The sequence below is a fragment of the Segatella salivae DSM 15606 genome, assembly GCF_000185845.1.
In the GTDB taxonomy this organism is placed as follows: domain Bacteria; phylum Bacteroidota; class Bacteroidia; order Bacteroidales; family Bacteroidaceae; genus Prevotella; species Prevotella salivae.
This window is the reverse complement of sequence record NZ_GL629647.1, coordinates 1,183,776-1,200,798: the sequence shown is the minus strand read 5'-3', so window position 1 is coordinate 1,200,798 and position 17,023 is coordinate 1,183,776. Positions and strand designations below refer to the sequence as shown.

Here is a 17,023-nt window from a genome sequence, read left to right as displayed (position 1 = left end):
CTGTAAGGAACGTGATATTGTCATTCAATCAGTTATAAATATTGTTTCATTAAGTGAAAGATTATACTCTTGAAAATAGGCGTTATGTTATAGGTGGTGTAGCTTTGGCGATTGTGCTGGTCTATATCATTCGGCTCTTCACGATTCAATTGCTCAGCGATGACTTCAAAAAGAATGCCGATAGTAATGCTTTCCTCAAGAAAATCGATTATCCTTCTCGTGGCGCTATTTATGATCGGAATGGCAAACTGATGGTATATAACCAACCATCTTATGATATTATGGTGGTCATGAACGAGGCAAAGGACCATATTGACACGCTCGAGTTGTGCAAAGCCTTAGGAATCAGTAAGGAGTTTTTCATCAAACGAATGGATGATATCAAGGATCGTACGAAGAATCCTGGCTATAGTCGGTTCACAGAACAGCTCTTTATGACGCAGCTTTCTGATAAGGAATTCAGTGTCTTTCGCGAGAAAATGTTTCGCTTTCCAGGCTTTTATGTCCAGAAAAGAAGCATCCGTCAATACACCTATCCTTATGCAGCACATGTGCTTGGAGATATTGGTGAGGTCTCTCCGGCTAATATAGAAGAGGATGATTACTATCAACCTGGAGACTATATTGGTAAACTTGGTGTTGAGAAATATTATGAAAAAGAACTCCGAGGCGAAAAAGGTGTGCAGATAATGCTACGAGATGCCCACGGAAGAATACAGGGAAGTTATCGTCATGGAAAGTTTGACAGGCGCCCAGTTGCAGGTCGTGATCTCACGTTGAGCCTTGATGTGAAACTCCAAGCGCTTGCCGAACGTATGCTTCAAGGCAAGATTGGAAGTGTCGTTGCCATTGAACCTGCCACGGGAGAGGTACTTGCTATGGCTTCATCTCCTACATACGACCCACGAACGCTTGTTGGAAGACAACGCAGCAAGGTGCATGTTGCCCTATCAAAGAATGTGTGGAAGCCACTGCTTAATCGTTCTATCATGGGACAATATCCACCGGGTTCGACATTCAAAACAACGCAGGCACTGACCTATCTAACTGAAGGAATTATCACACCCAATACGATGTTCACCTGCCATCATGGGTTCTCATACCGTGGTTTGCATGTAGGCTGTCACGGACACATGTCACCTTTGAACCTCATCGAAGCCATTAGTACGTCTTGTAACGCCTATTTCTGTTGGGGACTCTATTATATGATGGGCAATCGACGCAAATATCATGACGTGCAGGAGGCCATGAATCGATGGCGCGACTATATGGTGAGTATGGGATTTGGCTATAAACTTGGGATAGACTTACCTGGAGAGAAGCGTGGACTCATTCCAAATGCATCGTTCTATGACCGCGCTTACCATAAATCTTGGAATGGTTTGACCGTCATTAGTATCTCTATAGGTCAGGGAGAGGTTAACCTCACGCCGTTGCAGATTGCTAATCTTGGAGCAACGATAGCCAATCGAGGTTACTATTATACGCCTCATGTTGTGAGAAAAGTACAGGGACTACCACTTGATACTGCTTTTACGCATCGTCATCGCACGATGGCCAGCGAACGAGCATACAGTGCTGTCGTTGCAGGTATGCGCTCGTCAGCACTCAAAGGCACGTGTAAGGCACTCGGACATCTGCCATTTACAGTCTGCGGTAAGACGGGAACAGCGCAAAACCGAGGTCAAGACCACTCGGTGTTCATGGGATTTGCGCCGATGAATAACCCTAAAATAGCCATTGCAGTCTATGTAGAAAATGGTGGATTCGGTGCAGATTTTGCCGTGCCAATTGCCGGAGTGCTCTTCGAACAATATTTAACAGGGAAACTTTCGCCGTCGGCTGAGCGCATGGCCGAGGCCTTACAGAATCGCAGAATAGCTTATGGTTCGCATAACAGATAAACAACCCAGTGTGCTTCGTTCGCTTGATTGGTGGACGGTTGCCATCTATATAGCGCTCCTTATCTTTGGATGGGTGAGCGTTTGTGGGGCAAGTTACACCTATGGGGATACCGATATTTTCAGTCTTTCTACGCGTTCGGGAATGCAAATTGTGTGGATTGGCACTTCATTGTTTCTCGGATTAGTGTTGCTTTTGCTTGATGATCGCTTCTATGACACGTTCTCTTATGTCATTTATGGCATCCTTTTGCTCCTGCTTTTCCTAACAATCTTCAATCCACATGAGATTAAAGGTTCGCGTTCTTGGCTCGTATTGGGTCCTCTTCGCCTACAACCTGCCGAGTTTGCAAAGTTCGCTACTGCCCTTGCTATAGCCAAATTGATGGGCTCTTACGGCTTTAACATCCATCGTTGGAAAGACTTTGCCGCTGCATGTGGCGTTGTTTTGCTGCCAATGTTATTCATTGTGGCTCAGAAAGAGACGGGATCGGCCTTGGTATACCTGTCTTTCTTCTTGATGTTCTATCGTGAAGGAATGCCGGGAAGCATTCTGTTCACAGGAGTAGCCATGATTGTTTATTTCGTCGTGGGCATCAAGTTTGAAAGTGTTTCATTATTACATACGCCAACATCTCTCGGTGTTTTCATTGTTATTTTGCTTATCCAGACATTCTCATCTGTAATGGTTAACGTCTATTGTCGCAACAAAAAACTGATGTATTACATGTTGGGAGGCAGCTTTGGTGGAACGCTTTTAGCGCTTCTTTTCTCGCTTTATGTACTCCCGTTCAACATTGTTTGGGTGCAACTTATCATCACTGCGGTGATTATTGTCTATCTTTTGGTGGAATGGTTACGCACGCGTTTTTCCAACTATTTCTTCATTTTGGCCTTTACTATCGGTTCAATTGCCTTCTTCTATTCGGCAGATTATGTGCTCAACAATGTGCTTGAACCTCACCAGCGTGTGCGTATCAATGTGCTTTTAGGCTTAGATGATGACCTCAGTGGAGCGGGATATAATGTGCATCAGAGTGAGATTGCAATTGGATCTGGCGGACTTCAGGGAAAAGGTTTCCTCAATGGAACGCAAACTAAGCTAAAGTTTGTCCCCGAACAAGACACAGATTTCATTTTCTGTACTGTTGGAGAGGAAGAAGGTTTCTTGGGTTCTGCAGGCGTACTCCTATTGTTTCTGCTGTTAATTTTACGCTTAATTCATCTTGCCGAGCGGCAACCCTTCGCGTTTGGACGCATTTATGGCTATTGTGTTTTAAGCATCTTCCTATTCCATGTGTTTATTAATGTCGGCATGGTACTTGGACTTACGCCGGTAATTGGAATCCCGTTACCTTTCTTTAGCTATGGAGGTTCGTCATTATGGGGCTTTACACTGCTGCTGTTTATCTTCCTTCGAATTGATGCCGGTCGTAATCTTGTGCGCATGGATTAGTCGATAGGGGAGCGAGAATGGCTTATATTGCGTTGCATTTGTGCATGATTTGTAATGTGACTTTGTAAAGTTTATTGGCCGTTTTTTAACATTTCATAGGGTGAGTAAATAGAAAATAGCATTTGGAAAATCAGCCTTTATTTCTCCTTTTTAGAAGATTTGAACCTTGTTTTCATTGCAATCAAGTCGCCGTTTGCCTCATTTCATAGAACTATTTGCCTTGTATTATCCTGTGAAAGCATAGCTTCTATATAGTTAAATGCCGCAAATTGTGATTCTTTTATCATCATTTTGAATGATAATTTGTGTTTCTCTGTTTAACCTTTTGATAGTCAATATGATGCGAAAGGACAAAAAATGGTGCGTATTCAGAACAAGAAGGTGTCTCGTTTAGAATACGCGCGTATAGTAATCTCTTTTGTAAAGCCTTTTGATAAGTATTAACACATCTTCCTTTTCGCAGCTATTTAAGGCTTGTTTTGCTTGTTAATAAACATCATTCTGAGGCGTTTTTAGAGCATAGTTCAGCCTACTAAAGGACTTATTTCACTTTAACCAACATAAAACCAATATCACTTATGCCAGGAAGTATCTCGCGTTTCATGTTATGTCTGACACTAACCACGATGCTATCTCCCTTTGCTACGCGGATATTCTTAAGCTTCATATTGTATTGATAATAACTGATTCCGCCTATTCCCTGGCTGTTTCCGTGACGATCCAATAGCTTGCAGTTAATCGTATCACTGTCAATGGTGTGTGAAGGCAATGTAGTCTTGTCGATAATCAGGGTCAAGCCCATAAAAGGATAATAGCCATTGATGCGCAATCCCAAGTAGGTCGCGTAGTCACCTGCCGTTTTGAAACGCTCAATATCATCGAATTTAAGCGTATCATTGCGTTCCCATCCTGTCACAGGAGTATGCTGATAGCTGTCGTATACCTTTTGTTTGTTACACGAAGTCAACAGCATTGCTGTCAGAATGACGATGAACACCCCTTTTATCTTCATGCTTTTGCCTCTGGATTGTCTTTTAGTTGCGCCTCATTTTGACGTGGTTGACGCTGACTATCATTGCGTTTTTCGCCATTTTGTTGGCGTTGTTCGTTTCTGTTTCCACGATTGTTGCGACGCACATTATTATTGTTGCGTGGCTGATTATTATCGCGTGGTGCCTCGTTGTCATTGGTCTGACGAGGTCGACGCTCGTTCTCTGCCCCAGGAGTAGCGTTGTTTGGAGTGTCTGTTTCTTTGTTATTACGTCCAGTAGGACGTTTTTTCTTCTTATGTTTAGCCTTGTCAAAGCGGTTAATATCATCCTCAAGGAGGTCTTTTGGCTTGTTAGGCGTCTTGCTTTTATTATCTTCAGGCAGTGAAAGGGGCTTTTCTCCACGTCGGTTCATCGCAATGATTTGCTGTGCGCGTTGTGCCGAAATAGTCTCTAAATTTGCGGCAAGATGTTTGTCCGTTGAATAGGTAATGAGACCTGCAAGGATATCAGTTTTGAACTGATAATAGTCACTGTCCTGTGTCTGTAGAACGATATCACGAGGCGGAATGCGTTTCCCTGCTTCAACATAATCATCTACTTCATAGTTCAAACAGCATTTAAGTTTGGCGCACATGCCTGCAAGTTTCTGAGGGTTTAGCGATATATCTTGGAACCGAGCGGCATTCGTGCTGACGCTAACAAAGTTCTTCATCCATGTGGCACAGCAGAGTTCACGTCCACACGGGCCTGTACCGCCAATACGTCCAGCCTCTTGTCGTGCGCCGATTTGTTTCATTTCAATGCGCACATGGAAAGCACTTGCGAGATCTTTAATGAGTTGTCGGAAGTCAACGCGCTCGTCGGCAATATAGTAAAAGATGGCTTTATTGCCGTCACCTTGATACTCTACATCTCCAATTTTCATTTGAAGGCCGAGACGCTTTGCTATCTGTCGGCTCTCAATCATCGTGCTATGTTCACGTGCTTTTGCCTCATTATATTTGTCAATATCTACGGGTTTAGCGATTCGATAGATGCGTTTGATGTCATCAGCTGACTTGATATTGGCTTTCTTTATCTGTAATTTTACAAGCCGACCTGTTAGGGTTACCACGCCAATATCATGGCCGGGATTAGCTTCAACGGCTACAATGTCGCCCTTCTTCAAGTCAAGGTTGTTCACGTTATGATAGTAATCCTTGCGTGTATTCTTGAATTGTACCTCTACAAGATCCGTTGTTTCATTGTTCCCCGGCACGTCCGCTAACCAGTCATACGTGTTTAGTTGTCGGTCCTGTCGACTGCAACCTTTGTGACAAAGGCCTCGATCGCAGCCGTTTGCCAATTTGAATTTCATATTCTTGAAGTCCATTTCACTCTTTACTTTCTGATTAATAATACAATCATTTGCAGTGCCAAATCGAAGAAAACGATTCTTGCATTGGCGTTCTGCCCTATATCTCGTCTTGCCTTTTGCAACAGATCATTGATATCTATCACGTTAGCTTCGTTGATAAATCGTGCGAATTTGCGAGAGAAAGTCTCTTCTTCCAGCGTCATAAAGCATAGTTCTGGCACCTGAAAGTTATACATAAAGTTCTCTCTTATCAAACTCATTGTGTAACTGATAAAGCGTCTTTGCTTCTCACGTCCATATGAAGCAATGACCTCACTCCACTTCTTTAGTTCCCTAATGTCACGCTGATAAGCTAATCGCATGAGCATAATGAACATGTCAAGAAAGGCTCTATTCTCATTGCCTGCATCGAGATTCTCTAATGCGCGAAGCCAGTTTCCGCTGGCAATACGTGCAATTCGGTGTGCATGTTCAGTGTCAATGGCGCGTCGTTCGATAAGCGCTTGCTCTATGTCTGCATCATCTATGCGTTTGATATCAATGCGTTGAGTACGACTTTTGATAGTGTCGAGCAGCAGTTCTGGCTCTTCACACACCATGATAAAAATAGTTTGGTGGGGTGGTTCCTCAAGAAGTTTCAGGAGTTTATTGGCACATTCCACATTCATTCGCTCTGGAAGCCAAATAATACTCACTTTATATCCACCCTGACTTGACTTTAGTGACAACTTCTTTATTAGCTCATCACTTTCTCCTGCGCCTATAATTGCCTGTTGATTTGCCGCTTCCATAGCCGATAACCAGCTATCCATGGTGAAGTAAGGTGACTTTAACAGCATCGCATTCCAACGTGAGATGAAGTCGTCACTTGACATCTTATGGTCGGGTGAAGTGCCTGTAGGTTTGATGACAGGAAACGTGAAATGCAAGTCAGGATGCTCCCATTTAGCCAGCATTGCCTCTGCATTTGCGATGGCACGAGGGTCAGAAAGCAATGAAGTTTCGCCGTCACGCTCTCCTAAAAGATAGCTTGCAAAGGCAAGAGCAAGGGCCATTTTCCCACTGCCTGCTGGTCCACAAAGCATCAAAGTGTTAGGAATGCGATGCTCTTTCACTAAGTCTCGCAACCTATTCTTAGCCTCTTCTTGTCCGATTACGTCACTAAACTTCATACTTATAATAGCTTTCTAACGATTTCTCTGACGCTGTCTGCTGCAGAAACCGTATAGAAATGGATGTTATGGAAACCTGCTTCATAGAGTTCCCGACATTGATTGATGCCCCATTCTATGCCCAAGTGTTGTGCATCTTCATCGGTTTTACATTTCAAAACCTCACTTGCGAGTTCCTCAGGAAGGTCACATCGGAAGGTGCGTGGCACCACTGTGAGTTGTGAAAGCCGTGCCAAAGGCTTGATACCCGGTATGATTGGAATGGTGATTCCTATCTCTCTTGCTGCCTGAATGAAGTCAAAGAATTTTTTGTTATCATAGAAAAGCTGAGTCACTGCATAGCTTGCGCCCATGTCTTGCTTTTCTTTTAACCATTCCAAATCCATCTTCATGTTGGGTGCTTCCTCATGTTTCTCGGGATAAGCTGCCACACCATATTCGAAAGGTACACCTGGATGATTGATAGAAGTGCCGTCGTTAAACAAGCCCTTATTAAAGCGATTGACCTGCGAAATGAGTTCTGTTGTATGCGAATGTCCACCTGGTGTTGGCATGAATACACGGTCGTCTTTCGCTTTATCGCCACGTAATAGCAACAGATTCTCAATCTCTAAGAACTGCAAGTCAAGCAGTTCGTATTCTATATCCTCTGCCGTTATGCCACTACATATTAGGTGTGGAATCACCGGAAGCTGATAACGGCTTTGAATAGCAGCTGCAATGGCCACTGTTCCTGGGCGTCGTCGTATACGGTTTCGTGTGAACTGACCATTCGGAAGCTCCCGATACACAAACTCACTATGGTGAGTTGTGATGTTAATATAAAGCGGATTGAGTTCTCTAAACTTATCAATCGTGGCAAAAAGTGTTGCAGTTCCATTCCCTTTTAGGGGTGGAAGTACCTCAATAGAGAACCTTCTTCGGTCTTTATTTTGTTGGATGATGTCAGTTACTTTCATACATTTTATTCTTTGCAAAGGTAATAAAAAAAATGCAACTGACGCAACATTGAATCCAAAAGGAAGTCAAGGAATAATGAATAAAGCTGCAAATGGAATGATTTTTCTCAATGAATCACTTGACGAAACAGAATAAATGTCGTAATTTTGTAGTCCATATTTATAGATAATGGCACGGCATAATGAACTTGGAAAGATAGGAGAAGACTATGCAGCTGAGTTTCTTGAGCATGCAGGTTACGGCATTATAGAGCGCGATTGGCGTCAAGGTCACCGCGATTTAGATATCGTTGCGCGCACGCCTGATGGCACTACGGTCGTCTTTATCGAAGTAAAAACGCGTAGTTCTGACGTTGTTATGCATCCTGATGAGGCTGTAGATATAAGGAAGATACGCAATCTTGGTCATGCCGCGAATGCCTATGTGAAGGAAAAAAACATTGTAGAGGAGTTGCGTTTTGACTTAATCACGATTGTCGGAACAGCCCCAGAGAACTTTAAACTCGAACATGTTGTCGATGCCTTCAACCCACTTTTAATTTAGATTTCGTACAATTCCTGCAAATGAAGATAATAGATTGGTTCAAAAAGAAACAGAAACAAAAGGATAAACCCAAGGTGGTGTGGCTCGAAGAAGCCGATTCTACCAATGACGAGATATGCAGATTGGCTGATGAACAGACGCAAAGAATGGTTGTTGTCGTGACAGATTATCAGCGAAAAGGACGCGGTCAGGCGACAAACCAATGGGAGAGTGAGGCCGGAAAGAACTTGCTTTTCAGTGTCATGGTCCATCCGTTGATGGTTCCTTTGCGTTGTCAGTTCTTGCTTTCTATGGCAGGTGCGCTTGCGTTGAAAGAGGTGTTAGACCGTTATACAAATGATATTACACTGAAATGGCCTAATGATGTCTATTGGAAAGACCGCAAAATTAGTGGCACTTTGATTGAAACCACAATCTCGGCGGGCCATATTAAGGACTGTATCTTTGGCATTGGACTCAATGTTAACCAGCAAACTTTCACGAGTGATGCCCCAAATCCCGTTTCGTTGGCACAGATTTTAGGCCATGAAGTGGAGCGAAAGCCGGTGTTGGATGCTTTCCTTGAATGCTTTGATAAGTATTATTCGTGGATTGAAAATGGGCAATATGGTGATGTTTCTGCCTGTTATCATGAGGCACTTTATCGTCGGAAAGGATTTTATCCCTATCGAGAAGTCGCTTCAAATGAAGTTTTTGAGGCTGCAATCATTGAGGTTGAAGACGATGGAACCATGGTAGTCAGAGACCGAGAAGGTGTTATTCGAGAATATAAATTCAAGGAAATAGAGTGCATCTATCGCCAGTCTTGACAGTCATCTCACTTTTATTTGCAAACGAGTGGGCGGGAATAGTCCTACAAACGGCATCAAATTAAACAATAATATAGAAGAAATTCAATCGTTAAATCATAAACTCAAGTCTCTTTTTTCTATTTCATGATAAACAGAAGAGGCTGTTAATAAAAAATATATGAGATTCAAACGTATTCTACTTAAATTGAGTGGTGAGAGTTTAATGGGTGAACAGGGATTCGGAATCGACCCACATCGTCTCTCAGACTATGCTCAACAGATTAAGGAAGTCCATGAAATGGGCGTTCAAATTGGTATTGTTATCGGTGGCGGTAATATCTTTCGAGGTCTCAGTGGCAGTCAAGAAGGCTTTGATCGCGTAAAGGGTGACCAGATGGGTATGTGCGCAACGGTCATCAATTCGTTAGCGCTCAGTAGTGCTTTAGGTGCGATTGGCGTCAAAACAAAAGTCTTAACGGCTATTCGCATGGAGCCAATTGGTGAGTATTATAGCAAGTGGAAGGCCATAGAAGCAATGGAAGCAGGCTATGTTTGCATCTTCTCTGCAGGCACAGGAAGCCCATATTTCACCACCGATACAGGCAGTTCTTTGCGTGGAATAGAGATAGAAGCCGACGTGATGCTTAAGGGAACACGCGTTGATGGCATTTATACTGCTGACCCAGAAAAGGATGCTAACGCTACAAAGTTTGCCGATATCACGTATGATGAGATTTATACGCGCGGACTGAAAGTGATGGATCTCACCGCAACTACAATGTGCAAGGAGAATAATTTGCCTATTTATGTGTTCAACATGGACGTATATGGCAACTTAAAACGCGTGCTTGACGGAGAAGAAATAGGTACGTTAGTGCACAACTAACATTCTTTTCTTGCACAACATTCTATTAGTTCATGTCGGAAGATGACGTGAATTATATTATGGAGTGTGTGAATTAACGTCGTTGGTGTTGTGCTTTCTTTGTGCAATCTGCTAATAAATACTTCGTTGTAAGTGTGCGTTTCAAGGAAAGCTCAACACTTTCAGCGTTAGAATCTCATGCGGACGCTCACCTAAGGTAGGGTCGCTTATACCATGATTTAATAGTTATTTATGAGAGGAAGCACTATACTTATGGCGTTATCTCCATGCAATAGATATTAACTTTGCGTTTATTGAGATTGCAACGCTGTAAGCGTTGTACTTTTGGTAGCCCAGGGTTGACGAGCGAAAGCGAAGTCTACCCTGGGTTGTTTGTCGTTAGAGGGAACAACGCTGTAGGCGTTGTACCTTTTATTTATTGGCTTTTTATCGCGGCATTCCACGCAGAAAAAGCACAACACCTACGGCGTTGATCTCCTCATTACATGCATAACCCAGGGTAGGCTGACGCCAACCCTGGGCTATCAAAGGTACAACGCCTTCAGCGTTGAACTATGATTGCATGATTTATTACAGCTCTTTACGATATAGTCTCAGCCATTCCGCTCAATCTTTTCCGTCATTTTACGATGTGAAATAGCACAAATCACACGATGATTTGCGTCAAATTATCGTGTGATTTGATGCTAATTGTTGCGTAAAATGCAGCACTTTGTTAAGATAAATATTATCGTGATGGGAGCGCAATGTTATGTCTCACGATAAGGGAGAATCCGTATGAGGGAATGATTGATATGGAAAATCATTTGTGTTTGCATGACATTGGCGCATATTATGATGGTAGTATCCGTTTAATTGGAAGCGGAAAACCAGGCGATTCATGTTGTTAAATATTATCGAATAGCAGTGTTTCCCATTCTTTTTTATTACTTTTGCAATGTATTAATCGGTTAAATCAAAGGAAAAGACATGACAATCATCTTTGTTTTTTATGCAATTTGCATGTACTTCTTCATAAAAAAGAATAATGATTCGCCTACTTGGTTGAAGTTCTATGCCTTGTCTCCATTGGTGCCTACACCATTATTACAATTTATATCCATTTTCTTTCTTGACGCACCAACTGATTCTTGGAAACCCTTTGCAGCTTTTCTGTTGGTCAATAGCCTTCCTTTGTTTATCTTTATTGGTGCATTTGTGGCGTGCAAATGTTATCGGAAAGGATATAAGCGGTGTGCACTTGTGCCTCCAGCACTGTTTATTTTGCTTGAACTTTCAGCCTTTGCTTTTCTCTTTTTGGTATAAAACACCTGTTTAGGTGGGGCTTGTTTATTGCTCTTCTACGTAATCTACGTATTCACCTTCATTCTTTTTGAAAATCTTTTTGTTTGCATCCTGAGGCTCACGCGTGTCAAAGACCTGACCATCTTGACCATAAGTGCGTCGCTGTTGATTGCCTTGTTGTTGCTGACCGAAGCCTTGTGAACGCCTATTAAATTTGTTCATATTACTTCGAAACGTGCTGATGAAGCGGAAAGCTGTAAGCAAAATGAAGATAAAGAATGCTATGAAAAGCAGGAAAATGAATTTTATTAAAAACATAAATAAGCCTCCTTGAATACAAAAATGTGTTGAGTAGCGCCTCGGTTAGTTAGGCTCTGGCTCTCCACCAAAGTAAAATTGAACCGAGAAGATACAGGGAAATGATAATCCACCAAGCCTCAAAGATACCAAAAACGACAAGGCAGATGAGCGAAAGTGCTGCAAAGCAATATTTAACTTCATTGCCTTTCCATCCCCAATGCTTGAATTTCAATGCAAACATTGGTAGTTCTGATACTAACAAATAACAGCTGATGGCCAACATTACCAATAGAATGGCGAAGGAATATGATGTGCCTTCAATCCATGAAGGGTTGCTAACAATGAGTGAACCCCAAAATAAAGCGTTAGCCGGTGTAGGCAAACCAATGAATGAAGTGGTTTGTCTTTCGTCGAGATTAAACTTTGCAAGGCGCAAAGCGGAAAAGGCAGCCATAAGAAAAGCGACATAAGGAATGAAATCCTTAATACCGAGTAGTGGGCCAGGATACTCCAGAACATTAAGCTCTGAGAATAGAATTGTGGCAGGAGCAACGCCAAAAGTGACGTCATCGGCTAAGGAATCGAGTTCCTTTCCTATGGGAGATGACACATTCAACAGACGTGCCGACATCCCGTCAAAGAAGTCAAATACCGCGCCGATTACAATCCAACAGAGTGCTAATTTGGCATCTCCGACGAAGGCAAATGTCGTGGCAATACATCCTGAAATGAGGTTACAGCAAGTGATACTGTTAGGAATATGTTTTTTGATACCCATTGTTTTAGTTGACCAATTGTCTATTTTAATTTTGCAATTATCGTCTGGTCGCCAGTTGTAGTCTGTCCCATCTTCACGCAAACTTCCGTTCCTATGGGCAGGAATACATCTACTCGGCTTCCTAATTTGATAAATCCTAAGTGCTCATCTATATAGCAATCTTCGCCTTCTTTGGCATAAGTGACGATGCGACGTGCCATGGCTCCTGCAATCTGTCGACAGAGAATGTCTTCTCCATCGGGTGTAGTAATCATCGTATCAGCACGTTCGTTCTCCTCACTTGCCTTTGGTAACCATGCTTTATGATAGTTTCCGTCTTTATGATGCACAAACTTTACCTTGCCATCAACGGGGAACCAGTTGGCATGAACATTGAAAAGACTCATGAAAATGCTAATCATCAGGCGACGATCATGGAAATATTCGTTCTCATCTACTTCCTCAATAACGACAATTTTGCCGTCAGCGGGAGCGACAACTACCTTTTCTGTTTCGTCGGTTTCAGAGAAACGGCGTAGAGGACAGCGGTAGAAGTTGAGTACAACTCCATAAACTGCGCCGAAAATTACAAGGAAAGACCAAAAGAAAAGCTTGTTATCTAACCGGTATAATAATAGGGCAATTGCCGCATAGGCTATGAAACTATAGAGAAGAGTGTCTGTCCCTTCGCGATGAATACGTATTTTCTTGAATTTCTTTATCTTCTTAATCATAGTCGTTTTGATGCAAACTAATTAATGGCAAAGGTAATTATTTTTTGTTTTATGAGCAAATATCTAAAATAAAAAACCACGTTTTATTTTGTAATCCCTGTTTTTTGCAGTACCTTAGCGACCCAAATTATTATCTTATGCAAGACTTTATACACCTTCATGTCCATACATATTATTCGATACTTGACGGACAATCCAAGATATCCCGACTCGTAGATAAAGCTGTAGAGAATGGGATGAAAGGCATGGCTCTAACAGATCATGGCGTGATGTTCGGCATAAAAGAGTTTGCCGACTATTGTGCCGGTGTCAATAAAAAGCGTAAAGCTGAAGGACTTGAACCCTTTAAACCGATTTTTGGATGTGAGATGTATGTGGCACATCATAGACTTCATGACAAAGTTAAAGAGCATGGAGACAACTCTGGCTATCATCTCATTGTGTTAGCAAAGAACTATAATGGTTACAAAAACCTCATAAAGTTAGTTAGTAAGTCTTGGATTGACGGATATTATTACCGCCCTCGTACTGACAGAACAGAGCTTGAAAAGTATCATGAGGACCTGATTGTGTGCTCAGCATGTATTGCTGGTGAGGTGCCTTCAAAGATAATAAAAGGTGATTTGGAGGGAGCACGCGAAGCTTGTGAATGGTATCATCGTGTGTTTGGAGACGATTATTATCTTGAACTGCAGCGACATGAAGTCAAAGATCCTACAATTCTCGCGAATCGTGAAGCTTTTCCATTGCAGCAAAAGGCTAATAAAGTCTTGTTAGAATTTGCAAAGGAGTATGGCATTAAAGTCATTTGTACAAATGATGTGCATTTTGAGGACAAGGAAACAGCCGAGGCACATGACCATCTTTTGTGTCTTTCTACGGGCAAAGATCTTGATGATCCCAACCGAATGCGATACAGTAAACAGGAGTGGTTTAAGTCTCGTGAGGAGATGAATGAAGTCTTTTCTGATGTCCCCGAGGCTTTAACGAATACGCTTGAGATATTAAATAAGGTTGAACACTATAGCATAGAGCATGGTCCTATCATGCCTTTCTTCCCGATTCCAGAATCATTTGGTACGGAAGAAGAGTGGAAATTGAAGTTCTCAGAAGCTGATCTTTATAAGGAATTTACCTCAGATGAAAACGGCGAAAATCAGCTTTCACCAGAAGAAGGCCAAAAGGTAATCGAGCGACTTGGTGGCTATGATAAAATCTATCGCATCAAGTTTGAAGCCGATTACCTTGCAAAGTTGGCACATGATGGTGCTAAGAAGTTGTATGGAGACCCCATTCCATCCAATGTTCAAGAGCATATTAACTTCGAACTTCACGTCATGAAGACGATGGGTTTCCCTGGATATTTCCTCATTGTTCAAGACTTTATCAATGCTGCCCGCACTGAATTGGACGTCATGGTAGGGCCAGGTCGTGGTTCAGCGGCAGGCTCTGTAGTGGCTTATTGCTTAGGAATCACGAAGATAGATCCATTGAAGTATGACTTACTTTTTGAGCGTTTCCTGAATCCAGACCGTGTAAACCTACCAGATATTGATACCGACTTCGATGATGATGGGCGTGGAAAGGTGTTACGATGGGTTATGGATAAGTATGGGCATGAGAATTGTGCACACATTATTACGTATGCAAGCATGGCCACGAAGAACTCAATTAAGGACGTTGCTCGAGTTGAAAAGTTACCTTTAGATAAATCAAACTTCTTGTGTAAGGCTATTCCTGATCGTCTGCCCGATGGCTTAAAGATGAATCTAACGAATGCAATTAAGTGCACACCAGAGCTTCGTGATGCCGAAGTTTCACAGGATTTGCGCGAGCGAAACACGATTAAGTATGCAAAGATGCTTGAGGGAACTGTACGTGGAACGGGTATACATGCGTGCGGATTCATTATTTGTCGTGATCCAATTAGTAACTGGGTGCCAGTTTCTACGGCTGATGATCCTGATTATCCAGGCTTTAAGACGGCCGTAACTCAATATGATGGACACGTCATTGAGTCTACTGGTCTCATCAAGATGGACTTCCTTGGGCTCAAGACTTTATCCGAGTTGAAAGAAGCTTGCAAAGTTGTTAAGAAGACGAAGAATATAGATGTAGACCTTGATACTATCCCTATTGACGACGAACTGACTTATCAGCTATACCAACAAGGGCGTACCATAGGAACGTTTCAATTCGAATCTCCTGGTATGCAGAAGTATCTTCGCGAGCTACATCCTACCGTTTTCGAAGATCTTATCGCCATGAATGCGCTCTATCGGCCAGGTCCTATGGACTATATTCCTGACTTTATTAAGCGTAAAAACGACCCAACTCAAGTGTCTTATGATATTCCTTGTATGGAGAAATACCTCAAAGACACTTATGGAATCACTGTATACCAGGAGCAAGTGATGTTACTTTCTCGTCAGTTAGCTAACTTTACGCGAGGTGAAAGCGATGCTCTTCGTAAGGCAATGGGTAAGAAGAAGAAGGCCATTGTAGATGCAATGAAGCCTAAATTCATTAAACAAGGAACGGAAAATGGCCACGATCCCAAGATCTTAGAGAAGATTTGGGGAGATTGGGAGAAGTTCGCTTCTTATGCATTCAATAAGTCTCACGCCACGTGTTATTCGTGGGTAGCCTATCAAACGGCTTATATGAAGGCGCATTTCCCGGCAGAGTATATGGCAGCTCTTATGACTCGACGCTTCAGTCAGATAACAGAGATAACGAAATTAATGGAGGAATGCCAGAGTATGAAGATAGCAACTTTGGGACCAGATGTTAATGAAAGCTACTCCGAATTTGGCGTAAATAAGCGTGGAGAGATTCGTTTTGGCCTCTCTGCCATTAAGGGAATGGGCGAAATGGCAGCGCAATCTATCGTTAAAGAGCGTGAAGCCAATGGCCCATTCAAGGATATTTACGACTTCGCACAACGCATTGATTTCAGTAATGTCAATCGAAAAGCGTTTGAATCTTTAGCACTCAGCGGTGGGTTTGATGGCTTTGAATATCGTCGTGAGCAATATTTTGCACCAGGAATGAAGGGAGATGTTTTCTTAGATACACTCGTTCGTTATGGTCAGCTCTATCAACAAGAACAGCGAGAAGCCCGCAATTCGCTCTTCGGAGGCGAGAGTGCAGTCGAAATTTCGCGTCCAATCCCAGGAAAATTTGAGGAATGGAGTACGATAGAACGACTGAATCGAGAGCGTGATTTGGTTGGAATCTATCTCAGTGCTCACCCATTAGACGAGTACGGAGTTATCTTAAAGTCGCTTTGTAACACGCATTGCACGGAGTTAGATAAAAAAGAAGAGCTCGTAAAGAAAGAAGAAATATCTATTGGAGGCATAGTAACAGGAGTGAAATCCAAGTTTACCAAGACCGGAAAACCATGTGGTTTTGTCACCATAGAGGACTTCGAAGGCAGCGGAGAACTGGCATTCTTCGGTGAGGAATGGGGGCGTTGGCGCGGTATGTTGACTGAAGGCTGCATCGTATATATAACAGCTAAGTGCCAGCAACGATACAGAGATAGCAACTTTTACGACCTTCGCGTGCAAGATATTCAATATATGCAGACGATAAAGGATTCGCGTTTGGAAAAGATTACGATATCCATTGATAGCTCAGAACTAACAGAAGACGTTGTCAATGACCTTACAACACTCGTTGAAAAGAAGCCAGGCAAGGCGCAATTCTATATACAAGTGGTCGATAGAGAGCATAATGTCAGCCTGATGTTGCGGTCGCGTAGTCACACCGTAGACGTCACTAAGGAGTTGATTAGCTATGTAGAGAGCAATCCATACATGTCATATCACATTAATTAATGGTGCTCAAGGCAGACTGAATATTGTTTTTTGGCATAACGTTTG

General features: G+C 42.5%; 14 protein-coding genes. 7 read left to right on the top strand and 7 right to left on the bottom strand.

The genetic code is table 11. The features are described from left to right. The first annotated feature begins 53 nt into the window (after nucleotides 1-53). Entirely contained in the window at nucleotides 54-1,904 is a 1,851-nt protein-coding gene (mrdA, locus tag HMPREF9420_RS04975; protein ID WP_007134382.1) for a penicillin-binding protein 2, read from the top strand. After that, the gene (rodA, locus tag HMPREF9420_RS04970; protein ID WP_007134381.1) at nucleotides 1,885-3,357 is read left to right on the top strand and encodes a rod shape-determining protein RodA; all 1,473 of its coding nucleotides are present in this window, start codon (nucleotides 1,885-1,887) and stop codon (nucleotides 3,355-3,357) included. The genes mrdA and rodA overlap by 20 nt, the downstream gene beginning before the upstream one ends. Nucleotides 3,358-3,898: 541 nt before the next feature. Here the strand turns inward: rodA and HMPREF9420_RS04965 are convergent. Genes HMPREF9420_RS04965 through HMPREF9420_RS04950 form a run of 4 tightly spaced genes read right to left on the bottom strand, consistent with a single transcriptional unit; the run spans nucleotide 3,899 to nucleotide 7,837 of the window. Next, a complete protein-coding gene (locus tag HMPREF9420_RS04965) occupies nucleotides 3,899-4,369 on the bottom strand; it encodes a gliding motility lipoprotein GldH (RefSeq protein WP_007134380.1) in 471 nt (156 codons plus the stop codon). Continuing rightward, nucleotides 4,366-5,721 carry a PSP1 domain-containing protein gene (locus HMPREF9420_RS04960; protein ID WP_007134379.1) on the bottom strand — a complete coding sequence of 452 codons (1,356 nt, stop codon included), beginning with the start codon at nucleotides 5,719-5,721 and terminating at the stop codon, nucleotides 4,366-4,368. The genes HMPREF9420_RS04965 and HMPREF9420_RS04960 overlap by 4 nt, the downstream gene beginning before the upstream one ends. 8 nt (nucleotides 5,722-5,729) lie before the next feature. After that, nucleotides 5,730-6,878: a DNA polymerase III subunit gene (locus tag HMPREF9420_RS04955; protein ID WP_007134378.1), complete on the bottom strand. Its 1,149-nt coding sequence runs from the start codon at nucleotides 6,876-6,878 to the stop codon at nucleotides 5,730-5,732. Between the two features lie 2 nt (nucleotides 6,879-6,880). Further along, nucleotides 6,881-7,837: a methylenetetrahydrofolate reductase gene (locus HMPREF9420_RS04950; RefSeq protein ID WP_007134377.1), complete on the bottom strand. Its 957-nt coding sequence runs from the start codon at nucleotides 7,835-7,837 to the stop codon at nucleotides 6,881-6,883. 169 nt (nucleotides 7,838-8,006) lie between these two features. Between HMPREF9420_RS04950 and HMPREF9420_RS04945 the strand changes: the two genes are divergently transcribed. The 4 genes from HMPREF9420_RS04945 to HMPREF9420_RS13125 all read left to right on the top strand — a co-directional run bounded on the left by HMPREF9420_RS04945 (nucleotide 8,007) and on the right by HMPREF9420_RS13125 (nucleotide 10,531). Next, nucleotides 8,007-8,381, top strand: a complete 375-nt coding sequence (locus HMPREF9420_RS04945; protein ID WP_007134375.1) for a YraN family protein — start codon at nucleotides 8,007-8,009, stop codon at nucleotides 8,379-8,381. Nucleotides 8,382-8,401: 20 nt separating this feature from the next. Then, nucleotides 8,402-9,190, top strand: coding sequence for a biotin--[acetyl-CoA-carboxylase] ligase (locus tag HMPREF9420_RS04940; protein ID WP_007134374.1), 789 nt, complete (start codon nucleotides 8,402-8,404; stop codon nucleotides 9,188-9,190). 160 nt (nucleotides 9,191-9,350) lie between these two features. Continuing rightward, a complete protein-coding gene (pyrH, locus tag HMPREF9420_RS04935; RefSeq protein WP_007134373.1) occupies nucleotides 9,351-10,058 on the top strand; it encodes a UMP kinase in 708 nt (235 codons plus the stop codon). A 293-nt stretch (nucleotides 10,059-10,351) separates the two neighbouring features. Next, nucleotides 10,352-10,531: a lipopolysaccharide modification acyltransferase gene (locus HMPREF9420_RS13125; RefSeq protein ID WP_248628077.1), complete on the top strand. Its 180-nt coding sequence runs from the start codon at nucleotides 10,352-10,354 to the stop codon at nucleotides 10,529-10,531. A gap of 856 nt (nucleotides 10,532-11,387) precedes the next feature. Here the strand turns inward: HMPREF9420_RS13125 and HMPREF9420_RS04925 are convergent. Genes HMPREF9420_RS04925 through HMPREF9420_RS04915 form a run of 3 tightly spaced genes read right to left on the bottom strand, consistent with a single transcriptional unit; the run spans nucleotide 11,388 to nucleotide 13,133 of the window. Further along, on the bottom strand, nucleotides 11,388-11,660 hold the full coding sequence (locus tag HMPREF9420_RS04925) for a DUF4834 family protein (protein WP_007134370.1): 273 nt from the start codon (nucleotides 11,658-11,660) through the stop codon (nucleotides 11,388-11,390). A 49-nt stretch (nucleotides 11,661-11,709) separates the two neighbouring features. After that, a complete protein-coding gene (locus HMPREF9420_RS04920) occupies nucleotides 11,710-12,420 on the bottom strand; it encodes a CDP-alcohol phosphatidyltransferase family protein (RefSeq protein WP_007134369.1) in 711 nt (236 codons plus the stop codon). A gap of 20 nt (nucleotides 12,421-12,440) precedes the next feature. Beyond that, nucleotides 12,441-13,133: a phosphatidylserine decarboxylase family protein gene (locus tag HMPREF9420_RS04915; protein WP_007134368.1), complete on the bottom strand. Its 693-nt coding sequence runs from the start codon at nucleotides 13,131-13,133 to the stop codon at nucleotides 12,441-12,443. A 137-nt stretch (nucleotides 13,134-13,270) separates the two neighbouring features. Here HMPREF9420_RS04915 and dnaE point away from each other — a divergent pair, with 137 nt between their 5' ends. Further along, entirely contained in the window at nucleotides 13,271-16,978 is a 3,708-nt protein-coding gene (dnaE, locus tag HMPREF9420_RS04910; protein WP_007134367.1) for a DNA polymerase III subunit alpha, read from the top strand. Nucleotides 16,979-17,023 lie beyond the last annotated feature (45 nt).